The sequence below is a fragment of the Pseudomonas fluorescens NCIMB 11764 genome (genome assembly GCF_000293885.2).
GTDB classification, from domain to species: domain Bacteria; phylum Pseudomonadota; class Gammaproteobacteria; order Pseudomonadales; family Pseudomonadaceae; genus Aquipseudomonas; species Aquipseudomonas fluorescens_B.
Genome location: NZ_CP010945.1, coordinates 4,500,021 through 4,518,780 on the forward strand (window position 1 = coordinate 4,500,021; position 18,760 = coordinate 4,518,780).

Annotated in this window: 17 protein-coding genes and 2 pseudogenes; 7 read left to right on the top strand and 12 right to left on the bottom strand. The window is 54.4% G+C overall.

What is annotated here, in order from left to right; translation table 11 throughout:
• Positions 1-166 precede the first annotated feature (166 nt).
• Positions 167-523: a hypothetical protein gene (locus B723_RS20675; RefSeq protein WP_017338704.1), complete on the top strand. Its 357-nt coding sequence runs from the start codon at positions 167-169 to the stop codon at positions 521-523.
• A 51-nt stretch (positions 524-574) separates the two neighbouring features.
• On the top strand, positions 575-1,726 hold the full coding sequence (locus B723_RS20680) for a PQQ-dependent sugar dehydrogenase (RefSeq protein WP_017338705.1): 1,152 nt from the start codon (positions 575-577) through the stop codon (positions 1,724-1,726).
• Between the two features lie 113 nt (positions 1,727-1,839).
• Here the strand turns inward: B723_RS20680 and rimI are convergent, their stop codons facing one another.
• Positions 1,840-2,937, bottom strand: a complete 1,098-nt coding sequence (gene rimI, locus B723_RS20685) for a ribosomal protein S18-alanine N-acetyltransferase (RefSeq protein ID WP_017338706.1) — start codon at positions 2,935-2,937, stop codon at positions 1,840-1,842.
• Positions 2,938-3,029: 92 nt separating this feature from the next.
• On the opposite strand from rimI, the gene B723_RS20690 reads away from it, so the two are divergent.
• Both B723_RS20690 and B723_RS20695 read left to right on the top strand, forming a co-directional pair.
• Positions 3,030-4,604 (top strand): RimK family protein, encoded by a 1,575-nt coding sequence (locus B723_RS20690; protein WP_017338707.1) that lies wholly within the window; start codon positions 3,030-3,032, stop codon positions 4,602-4,604.
• A gap of 7 nt (positions 4,605-4,611) precedes the next feature.
• Entirely contained in the window at positions 4,612-5,535 is a 924-nt protein-coding gene (locus B723_RS20695) for a magnesium transporter CorA family protein (protein ID WP_017338708.1), read from the top strand.
• 129 nt (positions 5,536-5,664) lie between these two features.
• On the opposite strand, the gene B723_RS20700 is transcribed toward B723_RS20695, so the two are convergent.
• The gene (locus B723_RS20700; RefSeq protein WP_017338709.1) at positions 5,665-6,000 is read right to left on the bottom strand and encodes a DUF2834 domain-containing protein; all 336 of its coding nucleotides are present in this window, start codon (positions 5,998-6,000) and stop codon (positions 5,665-5,667) included.
• A gap of 273 nt (positions 6,001-6,273) precedes the next feature.
• Between B723_RS20700 and ilvA the strand changes: the two are divergent.
• Positions 6,274-7,269 (top strand): annotated as a pseudogene (ilvA, locus tag B723_RS20705) (threonine ammonia-lyase, biosynthetic); the annotation flags it as partial.
• Positions 7,270-7,343: 74 nt separating this feature from the next.
• Here ilvA and eco read toward each other — a convergent pair.
• On the bottom strand, positions 7,344-7,826 hold the full coding sequence (gene eco, locus B723_RS20710; protein WP_017338711.1) for a serine protease inhibitor ecotin: 483 nt from the start codon (positions 7,824-7,826) through the stop codon (positions 7,344-7,346).
• A 309-nt stretch (positions 7,827-8,135) separates the two neighbouring features.
• On the opposite strand from eco, the gene B723_RS20715 reads away from it, so the two are divergent.
• A complete protein-coding gene (locus B723_RS20715; RefSeq protein WP_017338712.1) occupies positions 8,136-8,405 on the top strand; it encodes a DUF1652 domain-containing protein in 270 nt (89 codons plus the stop codon).
• A gap of 60 nt (positions 8,406-8,465) precedes the next feature.
• On the opposite strand, the gene B723_RS20720 is transcribed toward B723_RS20715, so the two are convergent.
• The gene (locus B723_RS20720; RefSeq protein ID WP_017338713.1) at positions 8,466-8,732 is read right to left on the bottom strand and encodes a DUF2790 domain-containing protein; all 267 of its coding nucleotides are present in this window, start codon (positions 8,730-8,732) and stop codon (positions 8,466-8,468) included.
• Between the two features lie 718 nt (positions 8,733-9,450).
• Between B723_RS20720 and B723_RS20725 the strand changes: the two genes are divergently transcribed.
• Positions 9,451-9,747 carry a hypothetical protein gene (locus tag B723_RS20725; protein WP_017338714.1) on the top strand — a complete coding sequence of 99 codons (297 nt, stop codon included), beginning with the start codon at positions 9,451-9,453 and terminating at the stop codon, positions 9,745-9,747.
• A 47-nt stretch (positions 9,748-9,794) separates the two neighbouring features.
• Here B723_RS20725 and B723_RS20730 read toward each other — a convergent pair whose 3' ends face one another.
• The 8 genes and pseudogenes from B723_RS20730 to B723_RS20760 all read right to left on the bottom strand — a co-directional run bounded on the left by B723_RS20730 (position 9,795) and on the right by B723_RS20760 (position 18,752).
• A complete protein-coding gene (locus tag B723_RS20730; RefSeq protein ID WP_050558277.1) occupies positions 9,795-10,586 on the bottom strand; it encodes a PoNe immunity protein domain-containing protein in 792 nt (263 codons plus the stop codon).
• A 116-nt stretch (positions 10,587-10,702) separates the two neighbouring features.
• Entirely contained in the window at positions 10,703-11,584 is an 882-nt protein-coding gene (locus B723_RS20735) for a PoNe immunity protein domain-containing protein (protein WP_338012306.1), read from the bottom strand.
• A gap of 73 nt (positions 11,585-11,657) precedes the next feature.
• Positions 11,658-12,863, bottom strand: coding sequence for a hypothetical protein (locus tag B723_RS20740; protein ID WP_017338717.1), 1,206 nt, complete (start codon positions 12,861-12,863; stop codon positions 11,658-11,660).
• A gap of 264 nt (positions 12,864-13,127) precedes the next feature.
• Positions 13,128-14,069, bottom strand: coding sequence for a PoNe immunity protein domain-containing protein (locus tag B723_RS20745; protein WP_017338718.1), 942 nt, complete (start codon positions 14,067-14,069; stop codon positions 13,128-13,130).
• Positions 14,070-14,197: 128 nt separating this feature from the next.
• Complete coding sequence (locus tag B723_RS20750) at positions 14,198-14,851, bottom strand: DUF2931 family protein (RefSeq protein ID WP_017338719.1); 654 nt, start codon at positions 14,849-14,851, stop codon at positions 14,198-14,200.
• Positions 14,844-17,438: a type VI secretion system tip protein TssI/VgrG gene (tssI, locus tag B723_RS20755; protein ID WP_017338720.1), complete on the bottom strand. Its 2,595-nt coding sequence runs from the start codon at positions 17,436-17,438 to the stop codon at positions 14,844-14,846. The genes B723_RS20750 and tssI overlap by 8 nt, the downstream gene beginning before the upstream one ends.
• Positions 17,439-17,607: 169 nt before the next feature.
• A pseudogene (locus B723_RS33740) lies at positions 17,608-17,685 on the bottom strand (DUF2790 domain-containing protein); the annotation flags it as partial.
• Positions 17,686-17,774: 89 nt separating this feature from the next.
• On the bottom strand, positions 17,775-18,752 hold the full coding sequence (locus B723_RS20760; RefSeq protein ID WP_010460484.1) for a tetratricopeptide repeat protein: 978 nt from the start codon (positions 18,750-18,752) through the stop codon (positions 17,775-17,777).
• Between the last annotated feature and the right edge of the window lie 8 nt (positions 18,753-18,760).

Consider the following 18,760-nt stretch of genomic DNA (forward strand, 5'->3'; position numbering starts at 1 on the left):
TGATCAGGTGACCCGTGGCTCGGCGCAAAAGTTTCAGCGGCGAGTGGCCCAGCCCCGCCGGGGAATCAACTTCGTGTTACATCTTGTCGGGGAGGTTTTGGTTAACAAATCCGAACCCTGGGCGTAGCGTGCTATCGAAAGCGCTATCCACGTAGAGAGGCTGCCCATGAACCGATTAGTGCCTGGCATCATCGCGATGGCTTTGAGTGCCGTACTGAGCAACGTGGCCCTGGCTGAGGGTCCGTCGCCTGCATTCCCTTTGCTGTTGGCCCAGAGCCCGACGGGCGCCGCCAGCAATCCTTACAACAGCCCGATCCGCCGGGCCAACCCCAACAGCATGCAAGGCACGCAACCCAGCGCTCCGGTCATTCGCGGGCCCAACACCGTGCCGGTTCCGCGGCCGCCGACTTTGGACAACGGTGGCATCGGCAACCGCTATCCCCAGGATCGCTCGGCGCCTGTCAGCCCACCGAAGTTCATCCCCAATCCGCCGCACCGAGACGCAGACACCAGCAACCGTTGAGCGGCAGGACGTTAATCCTGCCAGCCATCCAGACGACAAAAGGAATCGTGCATGTTGCGAACATCCCTCCTGGCCACAGTCTGTGCCAGCGCATTGATCACCGTCGCGGCGCCTGTTTTTGCCGCGTCCGTACAGGAGCTGAAAAGCGAGCAGGGCACCCTTGAGGTGACGACGATCGTCAAGGGGCTGGACCATCCGTGGGCCTTGGCTTTTCTGCCTGACAGACAAGGGATGCTGGTCACCGAACGGCCCGGCAACCTGCGCGTGGTCAGTGCCGATGGCAAACTCTCCGGGCCGCTCAGCGGCGTACCGACCGTCTGGGCCAAGGGCCAGGGCGGTCTGCTGGATGTGGTGCTGTCGCCGGACTTCAAGCAGGACCGCACCGTTTACCTGTCCTATGCCGAAGGCGGGGGTGAGGGCGGCAAGGCCGGTACGGCGGTCGGTCGCGGGCAATTGTCGGAAGACCTGACCGCCCTGAGGAATTTCAAAGTGATCTTCCGTCAGGAGCCGAAACTTTCGGTCGGCAATCACTTCGGCTCGCGCCTGGTGTTCGACCGCGATGGCTATCTGTTCATCACCCTCGGCGAGAACAACGACCGGCCTACGGCCCAGGATCTGGACAAGCTGCAGGGCAAGGTGGTGCGGATCTACCCGGACGGCAAGGTACCCGACGACAACCCCTTTGTCGGGCAATCCGGCGTACGCCCGGAAATCTGGTCCTACGGCCAGCGCAATCCGCAAGGTGCGGCGCTCAATCCCTGGACCGGCGTGCTCTGGGAAAACGAGCACGGGCCGCGAGGGGGCGACGAGGTGAATGTCATCGAGCGCGGCAAGAACTATGGCTGGCCGCTGGCGACCCATGGCATCAACTACTCCGGCCAACCGATTCCGGAAGCCGAGGGCAAGACTGCCGAAGGCACTGTCGCGCCACGGCACGTCTGGGAAAAATCCCCTGGCCTGAGCGGTATGGCGTTTTATGACGCTGACCGCTTCAAACCCTGGCAGCACAACGTGTTTATCGGTGCACTGGTGACACAGGAGCTGATTCGCCTGCAGTTCGACGGCGACACAGTGGTTCACGAAGAGCGCTTGATGGGCGAGCTCAACAAACGCATTCGTGATGTGCGGCAGGGGCCGGACGGGTATTTGTACGTGCTCACCGATGAGGACGACGGCGTGTTGTACAAAGTCGGATTGAAATAACACACACAACCCCTGTGGCGAGGGAGCTTGCTCCCGCTCGGCTGCGCAGCAGACGCCTGCAAAAGAAAGGGGCGCTTCGCACCCCGGCGGGAGCAAGCTCCCTCACCACAAGGTTACTCACGGCAATATAGAATCACCGCCGCCCGAAGTTTTCCCCGCCCGAAACTGCTCATCTTCTCGAACTCCCCATGGCTGACCGGCAGATGCTGGCAGTCCATTGGCTGACGATGCTGGCTATGGTCGACATCCGGGTCATGCAGGTAGACAAACTCTTCATCACAATCGGTGACGACCACCCAGTGTGGCGATTTGGAGCGGGTCAGCCGATAACTGCTGATCAGCACTAGCGGCTGCCCGCCATCGGCCAATAATCGCGGCAGGTCCAGCGTCCCGCCGAGCACCTGTTCGACGTCAGTGGCGTCCAACTGTGCCGCGAACTCATCGTGCACCAGGCGCATGACGTCTTTTTTATGCTCATCGCGCACGCCATCGAGAAACAGCGGCCCCGCCATACTCACTTGCAAACGCACGCGAAACCCGCGCCGCGCTGCCGCCAGTGCCAGACCTTGAGGGCTGCAACCGCCGTGGCCCGAGGTCATGAACACGGTGGTCGCCTCGCGCCAGATCTGCAGTTCTTCACGGCGCTCCAGCCCGCGATCGGCGTGCAGGGCGCCCATGGCCATCAGCAGGCACGCCGGGCCGCAGGTGAAGTCGGTGGTCTGCGCATACCACGGCACCTTGATGCTGCGGGCATCGCGATGCTGAAGAATGCGTTTCTCCAGGCGCAACGCATCGGCGTGGTCCTGATAATAGTCGTGGATCAGTGCGAAACGTCGATAACCGTTGCGCTCATACAGGGCAATCGCCGAGGGGTTGTCGATCCGCACTTCCAGTCGCAAGTAAGCGCAATCATGCTCAAGGGCGCACGCCTCGATGCGCTCAAGCAATTGCTTGCCCAGCCCGTTACCGCGAGCCTGTTCAGCAATGGCAATCGAGTAGAGCCGCGCCAGTGACGTGCCTCGGTGAAACAGCACCACCGCGTAACCCAACAGTTGCCCGTCGCGTTCAGCTACCAGCAGCTGTCCGTGAGCCCGCGTGATCATCCACTGAAAACTGCGGCTGGTGAGCCGGTCCGTGGTGAAGCATTGCTGTTCGAGTGCCAGCAATGCAGGTAAGTCTTCAACTACCGCCAAGCGAAAGACAGGGTTCATATGACCGCCGTAAAAGTTGCGTAACGAAACGGGACTTTCGAAAAAGTTCGTGCTTAATAGGAAAGGTCTTGTTCTCCAACGGATCAATCACTATGTCAGCGGTACAGGGTCATTGGCGCGAAGTATCCGAGCAAACTTTGCCGGCGGCAACTTATTTAAATGACACGGTTAGAACTTCCAGCCAGTTGATTATCATTGTCGAACGCAAGGAAGACTGGGCGTCCTACTTTCCCAGCGAAGACATCGTCACGGCTCAGGAATACCTCGAACAGACCCGCGACAGCGAGCAGGGAAAACGGGTCCAGGTGATCAACCTGTGCCGCAGCTACAAGTACCTGGGGCACGGCTATTACTGCTCGCTGCTGGCCGAGGCGCGGGGGCACAAGGTCATTCCTTCGGTGCGGACCATCAGCGAACTGACCAAGAAATCCCTCTACGGCCTGGCCCTCGATGATTTGGACAAACCGCTGGAAAAAGCCCTGAGCAATCATCTTTACAGCGATACCGAAGGCTTCACGCTGACACTTTACTTTGGCCGAACCAATATCGAACCGTTACAGGATCTGGCGCGGCAGTTATTTGAAGTATTTCCGTGCCCAATATTATTGGTGGAGTTCCGTCGAACTAATGGCTGGCACATTGAAGGCGTCAAATCAGGTGCACTGCACAAGTTGCGCGAAGATCAGGAAGATCAGTTTGCCAACTCGCTGGACAGTTTCAGTCGCAAGATCTGGCGCATGCCCCGTTCGCGACGCTTGGCCCGCTATGACCTGGCAATTTTGCACGATCCGCAGGAAGCTCTGCCGCCGTCCAACCCCAAGGCGCTGGACAATTTCGTACGCGTCGGCAAGACATTGGGCATCGACGTGGAGCTGATCGAGCGCAAGGACTACGCGCGCATTGCCGAATACGACGGCCTGCTGATCCGCGAGACGACCAGCGTCGACAACCACACCTACCGCTTCGCCAAGAAAGCCGAGAGCGAAGGGCTGGTGGTCATGGATGATCCCGCGTCGATCCTGCGCTGCACCAACAAGGTCTACCTGACTGACCTGCTAAAAAGCCATCAGCTGGGCATGCCCGCCACCGAAATCCTCTACAAGGAGCGACCGGAAGACTTCGAACGGGTCGGTGAGCGGCTGGGGTTTCCGCTGGTGTTGAAGATTCCCGACGGTTGTTTCTCTCGCGGCGTGATCAAGGTTGAAAGCCAGCAAGCCTTGCTCGAGGCGACAGCCGAGCTGTTCGAACATTCGGTGTTGTTGCTGGCTCAGGAATTTTTCTACACCGAGTACGACTGGCGCATCGGCGTACTCAACCGCAAACCGATCTTTGCCTGCCAGTACTTCATGTCCAAGGGGCATTGGCAGATTTACAACCACAAGGCCAAGGGGCAGGACATCAACGGCGAATGCCGCACCCTGGCAGTCCATGAAGCGCCGCGCGCCGTCGTGGAGCTGGCGGTGAAAACCGCCAACCTCATCGGCGATGGCCTCTACGGCGTCGACCTCAAGCAGTCCGGCGACAAGGTGGTGGTGATCGAGGTCAACGACAACCCGAACATGGACGCCGGCATCGAAGACGCCTACTTGCAGGACGATTTGTACTCGCTGGTACTGGAAGAGTTCGTCCGACGCCTGGAACTGAAACGTCGCGGTCAGGCCTGGTGACCGGCCGATGATCAAGAGCTTTCAACTGACCCACGGTGCGCTGCAGGCGGTCGAACGGCTGGACGCCGAAGTGATGCTGTTCAGCAACCCCGACGCGGCCGAGCGCGACTTGCTGCACAGCCATTTCAAGCTCGATGAACACGCGCTGGCCTCGGCGCTGGACCCGGACGAGGTGTCGCGGATCGAGTTTCACCCCGACAATTTGTTCCTGATCTGGAAGCGTCCGGAAAACTATTCCGGCGCAGGCAGCCTGGCGTTCGAAGTGTCGTCCTGCGGTTTGCTGTTTTGTGACCAGCGTTTGCTGGTGATCGCCACCGACGATTCGCCGCTGCACGGGCTCGGCACCCGGCAGAAGTTGAACACGCCACTGGATGTATTGCTCGACCTGCTGTTCAACAACATCCATCACTACCTGGGCCACCTCAAGGTGATCAAACTGGTCGCGCGGGAGTTGCAGCAGAAATTCAACGCGTCGATGCAAAACCAGCACCTGATCCAGATGTTCAACCTCAGCGAAAGCCTGATCTATTACATCAACGCGATTCACAGCAACGGCGCGGTCCTGACCCGGCTACGCAACCACGCGGAAAAACAGCGTTTCAGCGCCGAAGCCATCGGCTTGATCGACGACCTGATCATCGAAAACAACCAGTGCTACAAACAGGCGGAAATCTACTCCACGGTGTTCTCCGGGCTGATCGATGCCCGGGGCAACCTGATGAACAACAGCATGAACAACCTGCTGCGCAAACTGACGCTGATCAACGTGGTGTTCCTGCCGCTGAACCTGATTGCGAGCATCGGCGGCATGTCCGAGTTCAGCATGATGACGGCGGGCACGCCGTGGTGGGTGTCGTATCCGTTGTTTCTGACGGCGATGATGCTGGGGGCGGGGGTGATGGTGTTGGGGCTCCGGCGGTTGGCGAAATGAATTTGGCGTCAGGGATGCCGCCTTCGCCGGCAAGCCGGTCTCCCACAGTCGTCGGGGTGATAAACACAGATCCCCTGTGGGAGCGAGCCTGCTCGCGATAGCTATGTCATTAACCCCACGAATCCCGAATCAGGCCACTTGTTCGGCGTCGACAGACTTTTTTCTGTCCTGCAACCCACGAACCACGAGGTACAACAACGGCCCAACCGACACAAAAACCGCAGTAAGCAAAAGATAGGGAATGACGGACAATGCCGACCGCCCGCGTTTACGCGCATCCGTGTACATCCACACCCCGGCCAGCGTCGCCAGCAGGTACAGATCAACCACCACCTGCGCCGTATCAGGCCGCGACATCAGGCTGATGCCAAACTCGATCAACGACTGTTCGGCCTGGAGCATCACCGAAACGGTGTAGCCGGCGAAAGCGAGCAGGGCAATCAGGGGCAGGGCGACAGCCTTCATGGTTTCCTTCCTTGGACAATGAGCAGAATCACGAGCCTACAGAAGCCGCAGGAAATTGACCATTGACTTGCCCTCGGCGCCCGGCTAATTTCCAGACATGACTTCCACCGTATTGCGCTGCCAGCCAAGCATTATTACCGCCATTCCTCATTTGGCGGGCTAGCTCACGACTGCAGCACCCAACCCGCCCTAGAGGCGGGTTTTTACTTTCTGTCTCCAGGGTTTTAAACCAACACACGGCGTGGGAGCTGCCGTGTACAACAGGAGACGACCATGGATAGCACACCCGCCCAGCAAACGCTGCTGGAGCACTACGTCAAAAAGATCCTTGCTGCGCCCGTGTACGAACTGGCGGTGCGCACGCCATTGCAAGCGGCGCCGGCATTGTCGGAAGCCTTGGGCAACCAGATCCTGTTGAAACGCGAGGATCTGCAGCCAACCTTTTCCTTCAAGATCCGTGGCGCCTACAACAAACTGGTGCAACTGAGCGACGCGCAAAAGGCCCGTGGCGTGATCACCGCGTCTGCCGGCAATCATGCACAAGGCGTGGCGCTGGCAGCGCGTGAGTTAGGGATTGCCGCGACCATCGTCATGCCCGCCACAACGCCGGAATTGAAGGTGGTCGGGGTCCGCAGCCGGGGCGCCGATGCCGTGCTGCACGGGGAGAGTTTTCCGTTTGCCTTGGCTTACGCCTTGAACCTGGCAGAGCAGACGGGCCGCACCTTCGTCTCGCCCTTCGACGACCCGGACGTGATCGCCGGGCAGGGCACCGTCGCCATGGAAATCCTGCGCCAGCACCAAGGGCCGCTTGACGCGATCTTCGTGCCGGTGGGCGGTGGCGGTCTGATCGCGGGCATCGCCGCGTACGTCAAATACCTGCGCCCTGAAGTCCGCATCATCGGCGTCGAGTCGGAACATTCCGCGTGTCTGTTGGCGGCCCTAAAGGCCGGCGAGCGTATCGTCCTGCCGAACGTAGGCACATTCGCCGATGGCGTCGCCGTGGCGCAGATCGGCGCTCATGGTTTCGAAGTCTGCCGGTTTTGCGTCGACGAGGTGCTGACCGTCAGCAACGACGAACTCTGTACCGCGATCAAGAACATCTACGACGATACCCGCTCGATCACCGAACCTTCCGGCGCGTTGGCCGTGGCGGGCATTAAAAAGTACGTGGCGCAGACGGGCGTGCGTGGTCAAACGTTGGTGGCCATTGATTCCGGCGCCAACATCAACTTCGACAGCTTGCGCCATGTCGCCGAACGCGCCGCATTGAGCGGCGCCCCGGCGTGAGCGGGCGCAGGAGGCAAAGCAATCACCCAATCTCCCACAGGTTTTGCATTTGATGGTTATTCCTGAACAGCCTTTTCGACCTTGCTGGACGCCGACCAGACCCGATAACGAACCTCAACGTCCTTGGGCACATAAAGCACGATCGGCAGCTTACTGTTGTAGCGCAACATGAAGCCGTCGCCGACCACCGGGACGAAGTCCTGTTTGCTTTTGCCATCGGGACAGGCCATCAGCGTACTCATCGGGCCGATCACTTTTTCCAGGCGGTAGAACGGGTAGCCCCATCCCTCGAGGTTTTTCTCATCGAGCATGCCGCCCAGGCGCTGACGATTGCAGTCCACGGTCAAGGTCTTGCCGGCAAGAATCTCGACCTGGTAGTTGCCTTCCTGCTCCTGTGGCGCCAGGTGAATGACTTGCCGTGTAAAGCCGCTTTCGGGCTTGGGGAAGGGGGCAACGTCTTCAAGTTTCGCCGCGTGAGCGACGGTCGATAGTCCGGCAACTATCAGCCCAACGGTAGTGATGCAGGTCAATGAACCCATGATGCCTCCTTGCGTGTGAGTAGGGTCAGCGGATACTGGATAAAACGGCCGCATTTTTACTGTCGTGCGTCGTCAATGCAAACCGGTCCTCGCCAAAATTGCAATTTGCATCGCCCGAAACCGGCTTTCTTGCATATTGCATGAGGCTGTTTGCAGGCGAGTTGGCTAAACCATTGATTTGCCGATGAGCTGCAGGGCGAAATACCAGGCATGTTTTATGCTGTAGCTGTTCCTTAAAGCTGACCGGTTTTTTTACAGAGTCAGTGTTCGCTGTTTGATGGGCTGTCTCACACTCAGGAGAGGGTCGCCATGTTTCTTTCTGCCTTGGAACTCCGCAACATCGTAGAAAGCAGTTTTCTGCCGAAACGTTGTCAATGCACGCTCTCGCCGGACCTGAAAATGACCGTCAAGGTGTATTCGGACGGTGAAACCGATCAATTGGAACTACTGAAAACAGGCATCGATGCCAATTCGCTCAATGGATGTCGGGAAATAAAAGACCTGATCAATGAATTGCGCTCCGACATGGAGCATCAGGCCAACACCCAGACGCTGCACCCCGACAGGCAAGCGCTTTAACTCGCCGTCGTCACATTCCGGGTCTGGCAGTAACGCCAGACCCGCGCTCGTTGTTTCCGATCAATTCTGATAACTGCACGCATCGGACAGTTTGCGATACGTGATCTCTGCGGGTTTGCCTGCCGCATCGATGTACTTCATGTCCGCCGTGATGACTTTGCATTCCAGGGTAGAAGGTTCGGTCAGCGCAACCACCTTGGTGATGTGCAGCGGCATGCCGTATTCATAGGGCACCGCTTGCGAAGAAGCGGTGGTGTTGGCCTGGGCCAGCCCGGCAAACCCGGTGCAGGCGAGGGCGGCGGTAACCAGCAAAGTGCGCATGTTCATGAGCGATCTCCAGTGCAGACGGAAAGTCAGCTCGACGTAACGGGCGTCGAGCCTGCCGCACTGGGCGTCAGAAGAACCTGAGGGCGTGCGGTCCAGTAAAGTTTTGGACCGCAGCGTTAAGCGATGGTTAACCGGGCTGAAGGCCGTCTGTCGCGTGTAATGCTGTTCACTTAAGAAAATCTTCAGGCAGGCAAGAAACCTGTGGCGAGGGAATTTAGCGAAACGTCGCACCGCCCCGTTGGGTCGCGAAGCGGCCCCAGCATTCCGGCCAAAAGGTTTGGCGACTGCTTCGCAGCCGAACGGGGATGAATCCCCTCGCCACAAATGTGGGTGCCCGCGCTTGAGTGAACAACTTTACCCGTCCTGTAGGGATACCCTGTCAGGCGATTCGTTGGGGTAAGAATCGTTGATAGCTTCGGCTTCGTCCTACAAGGATGGATGCTTTGTCGACTTTCGGCTGATGGGGCGTTGCGATTACTGTTTGGGCTCGCTGCAAAATCAGCGAACAGGTTTGGTCACCTGATAACACTTGTGCATAGATGTGCGATCATTCGCGCCGCGGACTTTTGAGTCTTGCAGTGCGTTGCAATGGTGGCTGTGTGCAGGACGCCTTCGGGCGAGCCGTTTGAGTGTTACCGGTTGACCAAGCCTGTACACAGCCGCCTCCATCGTTTGGTCACGGTGCTGGCGATTACTAACTAATACTCGAGTAATTACCATGCCAACGATAAATCCTTTCCCCGATCGCTACCGTCCAATCAAAAGCAACGTCACCGTTTCATCCCCCTTGGTCATCGACACAGAAGCCAACCCCCAAGACATCCTCGAAGCCGCCCTCCAGCGCATCCGCGCCTCCAGTGATTTACTGGAAACGCTCCATATCCAATGTTTCAAGGATGGCGACGTGCAGGACATTCCGCACATCACCCACGCGCTTTATCTGCTGACGCAGGATGGTTGCGATTTGCTGAAGGTTGCGCAGCAACGAATGCTGAGTTGGAAGGCGCCTGCCTGACGTCGCACCTGCAAAATGAGCCTGCCTCCTGTGGGCAGGCTTTGAATCTAGATGTCCGACAGCGGCGTAGTCGAAGCAGTGAAGCTCCTGGCGTACTCAACCAGATCCTTGGGATAAACCATGTGATCAATTTTGCTGTCGTCTATGCCGTATAAAAAGGCAATGGCACCGGCCTCGATAGCCCAATATCCAACGTAGTTACCGTCCTCTCCTTGGAGATGGGTGTCGTGCCAAGGTGCTTGCTCGAAGGCTGAGTACCACTGTTCGCAATACTGCTGAAGCAGATTTGATGCCTTTTCTTTATCTTCGATGTAGATCGCCTGAACGAGAGGCGAATATACATCGTGATACCACTGGTCTACATCGTGTCTGTTAGGCAGTATTTTGCAAAGTAAATCTTCATATAACGTGTCGTCGCCCACATAGCCTGCATTGTCGATTAACCTTACGAATCGCTTAAGCAGATCAGCGCGATGTAATAGGGCGCAAAAGCCAATGACTTGTATGCACTCTTCATATTCGTGTGGCCAATCGTCTATGGAGAGTGGCGATATGTCAGGAGATTGTTCAGACTTTGCTAGTTTTGCCTGTCTGATTTCATACTTATCAACTAGGTCCTCAAGCAGAAAGGCTAGAGATGGTATTTCTTCTCCTGCGGTGTATGCCGCCAAAAGCTTGCGAAGAGCTAATCGTTGAAAAAATCTTGAGCGAAGTGTGGCCTCTCCCTCGGGGGAGTCGGATTTAAAAGTTTTAGTCGTGAAAAACTCAGTCGCCTCGTCATGTTCTTTTAAAAAGATTTCGTAACGGTTTTCACTAAAATATCGTTGTCTGGTTTTCATCGTTTCAAGCGTTGATCCATATAAATTGTGTTTCTCTCCTGCCGCAGCGGAGACCATCTGCGCGATGGGCGGCTTTCCGCCCATCTGTCTTAGCTCTACACAAGCGATCGCGAAAATTATTCTTCAGCCGACCAATACCAAATAGTGTCGCCCCAATGGGAGTCACTGAACCCCGGCATTACCTCGCCTTGATTGAAGTAACGGCGAGAATCAGATTTTGCTGGAGTAAACCAATAGCCTGTTTTACTGCACGGTTTTCCCGCTTCGATACGACCAATTTGCGTTGTAGCGGACTGTGAGTTAACCCGGGCATACTCCACCAGATCCTTCGGGTAGACCAAATGATCCAACTTGCTGTCATCAATGCCGTACAAAAAAGTAGCTGCTGCGGCCTCAAAGGCCCAATAGCCGACGTAACTTCCATCGTCGTCTTCAATATCTAAATGACTGTCGTGCCAGCTGGTTTGCAGTTTTGCAAAGGCGGGATACCACTCCTTGCAATATTGCTTTAGTAAGTCGCTGGCCTCTTCTGGGTCGGTTGCGTAGATCGCTCTAATAAGCAGTGTGTAGTGATCGTGATACCACTCGTCTAAATCTGCGCGTCCAGGGAGATGCTTGCGCAGCAGGTCTTCGTAAAGGGTATCTTCCTTGGCATACCCTGCACGGTCTAACAATGCGACAAAGCGAGTCAACAGGTCCGTACGATGCAACAGAATGCAAAGGCTTATTACTTGAACGCACTCTTCATACTGTCCAGGCCAGTCGTCGATGGCCAATGGTGAAATATCCGGTTCACCTTCCTCGTCAGCAAGTGCTTGCTGATAAATTTCGTAGTGTTTTATAAGTTTTTCTAGTCGAGGTATAAGGCTCTCAATGGGTTCTCCAGCGGTATAACTGATCTGTAAAGCGTTAAAGGCTGCATCTTTGAAGTATCCAGTACGTAAGGATTTCTCTTGGGCTGGAGAGTCTGCCTGCATTGTTTTACCAATCCAATCCAACGCAACTCAGTCGTATCGTAAAGATTTATAGATTTTTGATAGTAAGAATCAAAAATAAATTTTTGTCGTCTGTTCATGCTGTTCGTTTGGCCTCTTCCTTAAGAATATCCAATTCACCAAATTTCTTTCTGAGCGAAGCCAGCCGCTTGTTGACGGCCACACGTACTTCCTCTTCGTCGTAGTGAAAGCCGGTATGTTCACGGTGTGTTGCTTCTGCTGCACTTGCTAATTGTGCTTGTGCTTGTGCATGTGCATGTGCATGTGCATGTGCATGTGCTTTCGAACTTAAACTAGAATGATAAAGTGGTGTGAAAAAAAGATGTCGATTGTACGACATCATAATTTCTTCTTTTAAAACAATATCCTTAATTGCAAGCGGCAATTTGTCATTGATCCACACACGACTCATCTGCACAAAATACTTTTTCTTTTTGCCGCTTTTTTTAGCGCCATTCGCGGCTGGTTCTGGTTTAGGGTGGGGCTGGGTAGATTTGCCACCCGCTTTTCCTCCCATTTTGCCCCCTGCCTTCTTTTTTGCTGGTTCTGTCTTGGTGCCTTCTGCATCAATGATAGGTTCGAGTAACTCGGAAGGGTCAACTACACCTGAAAGGCCCAGTTTTGATGCGATTTTTGGTTTGGTACCTTCAATCTGCAAAAATTTTGGAGCATCTTCTCGCTTGCTAGCCTTGGCTTCGACGATGGCAAACTTCTTGTTACCGTTAGTCGCTGGGTCTGCTCGCCAAATTGAATCAATACCGGTGTCGTTAGCACCATCGGTCAGTTTGTAAAGGACATGTCTTGCTTTCGGAAGACCACCTTTTGACAGTTTGCCAAAAGTGTTGCTGTTTGGATTTCCACTCAACCATTTGCCGTCCGCACCTTTATCGTGCCCATCCCATTGTTTTCCCCAACCAAAGGTCTCTGCACAAATATAGTCTGCTATATGCTCACCACATACTCCCAGCCCTTCGTTAAGAATGTCAGCGGTCTGTATGCCTAGTTTGGAATTTGCGGGCTTGTTCGAGTGTCCTGCGCTTGGATCATCTTTACCATGTGTTGCAACTGTCGCATCTTTACTTGCGGGCTTATCTGCTTTCTTAGGGTGGGTGGAACCGGAAGATGCCGCAGAACTATTACGCTGCATCCCTTTCCATTTAACCAACCGCTTCTCAACAATCCCCACCATGGCCGGCATGTTGTCGCGGGAGGCGGCGAGGACAGTGACGACGGATATTTTCGCCCAGTTAGGAAGGCTCTGGAATGTAGAGGAGCCTTTCACGCCGGTAATGATCTCGTCGAGTTCAGCACGCAGTTTTCCTGCATCGAATATCTGTTTCTCCAGCCAATCGGGACTGGGTAAGTGCGGGGGTTATGGTGAAATGAAGTTCCATGAGTTGAGTTCGACGTCCGTTTCTGAAAAAGGCACTGGCTTAAATATTTGTGATTTTATGGATGACCGTTTCCGACGGGCCATAGTCGCAATCTGCCGCAACGCTTCTTCGCTCAGGGTCACGAATGAACACTGAGCGGAGTTATACAGGGTCTATTCTTCGCCCGACCAATACCAAAGTGTATCTCCCCACTTCGAGTCACTGATGCTCGGCATAGTTTCACCTTGCTGGAAGTGGCGTCTTGAGTTTGCTTGAACCGGTGTGAACCAATAGCCCGTTTTACTGCAGGGGTCACCGGCAACAACTCGATTAGTCTGTGAGCCCAATGCACCCTTATAGTTTCTAGCATATTCGACCAAAGCTTTCGGATAAACCATATGGTCTATTTTGCTGTCGTCTATGCCGTACAGAAATGCAATAGCTCCCGCCTCTATTGCCCAGTATCCGACGTAATTTCCATTTTCTCCTTGTAGATGCAAGTCGTGCCATTGTGCTTGTTTAAATGCGGGATACCATTGGCTGCAATATTTTTTAAGAAACTTGGCTGCCTCCTCTTTGCTGCCTGCATAGATTGCCTGAACTAAAGGCGAGTAGAGATCGTGAAACCACTGATCAACATCGTGCCTGTTGGGCAGCAACTTGGTAAGTAGATCTTCATATAGGGTGTCATCACCAGCATATCCCGCGTTGTCTATTAACGTTACAAAGCGTTTAAGTAGGTCGGTGCGGTGTAGTAATATACAAAAACCTATGACCTGCACGCATTCTTCATATTGGTAAGGCCAGTCGTCAATTGCTAGTGGGGATATATCAGGAAGGTTTTCGTGCTCCTGTAACTTGGTCTGTCTTATTTCGTATTTTTCAATAAGATCGTCAAGCAGAGGTATTAAATAAACTATTTCTTCCCCTGCCGTGTAAGCAGCCAAAAGTCTGTCCAGTGCAAGCCTTTGCAAATGCCTTGAACGAAGTGCTGCTTCTTCCTCGGGAGAGTCGGATTCAAAAGTGTTTGTCTTCAAAAATTCGAGTACTTCATCATGCTCTTTTTGGAAGTTTTTGTAGTGGGTTTCACTAAAAAATTTTTGTCGTTTTTTCATTTTCGGTCACGCCTCAATTTTCAGAGAACCTAATACGCCGTATTTTTTGGCTAAGGATTTTTTCCGCTTTTTTCATCGGACGAGGTTCCCCCCTTCGCATCCAAGGTAATTAAAGGGCCAGCTCTGACCTACTTCCAAGAGTCGTACGGCACACCAAACTTCTCGACATAGGCTTTGGAAGCCGCTGAAAGGGGCCGGTGGTGACCACCAGACTTACCTTCATACGGGCCACGCGGATCAATCACGGCTTTTACCGTAGTTACCTCGATCGGTGTCATGCAAGGGCCGCCTACCCAGACTCTGGCGATACCTCCGGGGACCAGCCTTATGCCGATTGAATCACGATAACCTGTGATCCATTTCCCATCGGCCGCGCAGAACACTTTCTCCCCCTTGCGCATGATCTCTCGAGTGGCTTCGGGGATTTTTATCACCATCAGGTAGGTTTGCGGTTCGACCAGCGATTGCCAGCGGACATAGATCTGTTGGGGCAAGTCCGCCCCTGTCACACGTTTTCCGCCTCCGGCAGGCCCTCTTTTCGGCCAACCACGTGGATTGCCGGCGTTGTTGGGAGGTGCTTGCATTGACGCGATGCCACTCGCCGCACGTTGAAACACATGGTCCTGAATGTCGACGACATCGGCTGTTTCGATCCAGACCTCCATGTAATCAGGAGCCGAGAACCCCAGAGTCCATGCTTTGTAAGGCATTGAGCTACTGCTAGCAAATGTGCAGCCACTGAGCAGAAAAACGACAAGAGCGATACGGATAGAATTACTCATTAGGATGCACCGTGCGCACAGAGTTTTCGTCTGGTCGATTAATGAAGACGATATTCAGATCGCTATTATTTCGACTTTTAGCGGCGTTCCAGTTATCGGAGATATGAACGTAGCGTTGGAACAGCAGTTCCTCCTCCTGCGGAGTCAGCCCTGTTGTTTTGCTTTTCCCCTGAGCGTAGTCCATCATTTTTTTGGAGATGGGAACAAGTTCCGCAGGCAGCGCTAGTCGCGGTTCGCCTTCGTCAATCTCGCCAAAGGGTACTCCGTTTTCCACAGCCAGTTCGCGCATGATCCGAAAGTAAATCAAGGACAAATCACTGCGGACTTCGCGTTGGCTGCTGACTGCGGCATAAACGTGTTTCATGTTTTTGCGATTGTCTTTGTCGGTGCTACGAAACGGCACCTCCCACGTCCGGATCTCCAACGAAAGATTATATTGGGCCAGTTGATCTTGAAGCCGACTCAAGTCTTGCTGGGCACGTTTGTAACTGTTGGCTTCAGCGAAAGACGTCCTTTCTTCGACCGCGCTTTGACGCGGTTTACTGAGCAGGATGCGCTCCATCGCTTTGGGTAAATAGCCGCCACCCAGGTCCGAATGCACACCAGGCAGGACAATATCGGCCGACCCAAGACTGTTGAGGGCAAAGTTGTAACGGCGTTCATTTCGAGCGACCAATTGAACGACTTTCTTAGCCGCATCTGGCGCCAGATGGATATTGATCCCTGGGTTATAAGCGTTATTACCAGTCCAGTCCCCCACCAGCGGATTGGCAATAGCCGCAACCGTGTCGTAAACGCCAATGAAATTTATGGACACATCAGAATGCGGCGTCCAGGAAAAGCTGTCCGACAATATCGGAGTACCCATCGGCAACACTTTTGCGAGGATACTTTGGTTCCCCTTTAATACCTCATTGGCAAAATCCCTTGCCGCTGCGGAGCCACGGCTGAAGCCGAAAATATTGAATTCGATTTTCGCCACGCGCTTATCGGGATTGTTGTCCTGAAATGTTTGGATAGCCTTGAGAATAAGCGGCGGTGTTTCTTCCACTCGCGCCCGGACGCCCTGCACACCTATACCTGTGCCTTGCGAAAAAGTGGAATCTTCTGCGGTACTGCTGGTACCGATGCCATCCACATAAACTCGCAGGCTGGCCGTCTTGGCATCGATTGGCCTCGCTATGTTCGAGTGGTCTTCATAAAGTTCATAGAGCCGGGCCACGTTGCTGACATCATTGCCATAGCTGTTGTCCGGTGAACTCCCCTTGCCGTCATAACCGTGAGCCGCACAGAACTGACGAATATCTTCAGCTGCTTCCTCCAGGTTCACGTCCGGCGCAAAGCAGCCAAACACACGCTCGCTGTTGTTGCGGTTGTTGCCCGTCCCATCGAAGAACATCCCAACCCGTAAGGTGATGTCTTCCAGCTCGACCTCTTCTTCCTCTTCCTCAAGCTCCTCTTCCACCGCAGGTGGCGCCGAATCAGGGGCGGCGTTAAATTTTCCAACCGGTGGGCTGCTCAATAGTTGCCCCGCAATGGCGGCTGCAGCTGCACCTGGAATAAGCGGAGCAAGGATTCCAATCCCTGTTCCCACACCCGGCGCACCCCCCGAGTTGGCTTTCACCTCAGCACCACTAATGGTCACGCCACCCGCATCGACCTTGACGAAACTCCCGCCAGCCTTGGCCGTCAGTTCCATCCCGCCTTCAACCACGACCTTGTTGCCGGCGTTATAGTGAATCTCCTCACCAACTTCAACAAACAGCGCTGTGCCGACTTTGACGTGCTGAGTCACGCCCACAGTAAGGTGATCGTCCGCCCGCGCTTCAGTCTTGCGATCCAGATGCGTGATCCGGTGCTCTTCAACCTTGAACTCACTGAAAACCTTGGCCTCAACCGTGTCATGCCGCTCGTTGCCGATGCGGATTTTCTGGTCGTGTTCGATGTTTTCATCCCAGTCGCGCTGGGCGTGCAGGTAGATCTGTTCCGCGCCTTTCTTGTCTTCGATGCGGAACTCGTTGTAACCCTTGCCGCCCGGTGAACTGAGGGTCTTGAAGGTGCTGCGGGTCTTGTTCGCCGGTAGGTCGTAGGGGACGACGTTTTCCTTGTGGAACAGGCAGCCGGTGATCAGCGGTTGGTCGGGGTCGCCTTCGAGGAAGGTGACGAGGACTTCCATGCCGACGCGCGGGATGGCGATGCCGCCGTAGGCACTGCCGGCCCAGCCGGTGGCGACGCGTTGCCAGCAGCTGGTGGTGTCGTTGGCCTGGCCGTCGCGGTCCCAGTGGAATTGCACTTTGACGCGGCCGTATTCGTCGCAGTGGATTTCTTCGCCGGACGGGCCGGTGACAATGGCGGTCTGGCTGCCGAGGACTTTCGGTTTCGGGTGTTCGAGGGCAGGGCGGAAGTGCGCGTCCCACGGGGTGGCAAGGAAGGTGTTGCGGTAGCCCTGATGGAAATCGTCTTTGTTGTGGGTGACGTCGCTGGTGACGTTTTTGCCGAGCACTTGCGGCTGCTTGCCTTCGTGCACGACTTCGAGCAACAGCCAGAGGTCGTTCCACTCGGCACGCGGGTGTTCGCTCAGGGCCACGGCATCAAACCCCAGACCAGGGCCAGTAAAAACAGAGGAGGGAAGTGAAGGCCGACACGATACGAAACGATAACTGCATGGCGGATCCTTGCGGCAGTGAGGGAGGCGCCAAAGCATAGCGCCTGATCCCTCACAGGAGTACCGCAAAGTGCAAAATCAGGCCTTTCAGTCAGTTCTGATAACTGCAAGCGTCAGAAAGCTTCCGATAGCTGATTTCTTCAGGCTTGCCTGACGTATCGATGTACTTCGGTCCGAAGTAGATTGTGCGCTAACCTCTGAGGACAAACCGATCGCGAAGAGGGCTACGAAAAAATACGCTTTCATAGTGTTAATAGTTCATAGCTTGTCAGGGAAGAAGGATAGTGGTGGGCGGGTTGCTTTCCATTCCGTCAGGGTTTTTTTTGATTTTTCGATCTGTTCCCCAGTCATTTTTGCCGCGATTTCCGGGAGTTCATCTTGTGCAAATTCTCGCATGCCGCCCCCACCGTCTAGTTCAAGCACCCAGGAAATGGATGCATAGGCTGTTACTAGATCCTCCTTAAAGCCGTATTCCGGCGATTGTCCTGCTAAGTAAGAGCCATAACCATATACAGCGCTGACATATCCAGTCATTGCTGCTTTTTCATTCCACGACCTGAATTGCTCCCAGTCCTTTTTTCGACCCTGAATCGCGGCATACGCCAACATACCTTGAGGGTTGCCACCCTCCGCAGATGCCTTCATCCAGCGTTCGACCATCTCCGCGCGTTTTGAAGGTGTCAGGAAGAAACCTTTACCTTCACGGTAATCCGCCGCTAGATAGTACTGCGCTAGCGCAAAACCTCCGTCTGCGGATTTTTCAAACCATTTGTCGTCTCCGGTTATCCGGTACATCAAATACATAGCCTCGGCGTCACCTTTTTCAGCTTCTTTCGTAGCAGCCTCTAAGGCACTTTTGGACCACTCGTTTGGCGATTTTTTTTCACCTGAGCAGTTGTTCATCTCAACGCAGAGATCGTTATTGCGCTGAGACAATCTTATCATTGCATATATATCACCTTGGCGAGCAGAGGCTTCATACGCGCTCTGAGCTTCTGGAGTTATATATTTGTTATTTTTGCGTAACGCTTCGCCCAAGTAGTACTGTGCTTCACGATCGCCACCTTCCGCTGCTGCCTTCAGATAGGGGACTGCAGATATGGCTTTGAATTGATTGTAAAGCTCAATACCCTTTTCCTTTGCTTTCACTTGCTGTGTCGATACTTCTGCCTGCGCCACAAAGCTAAAGAATAGGGTTGATAAGGCAATGCAAACGGCATTTTTCATTTTTAACATGTTTAGTT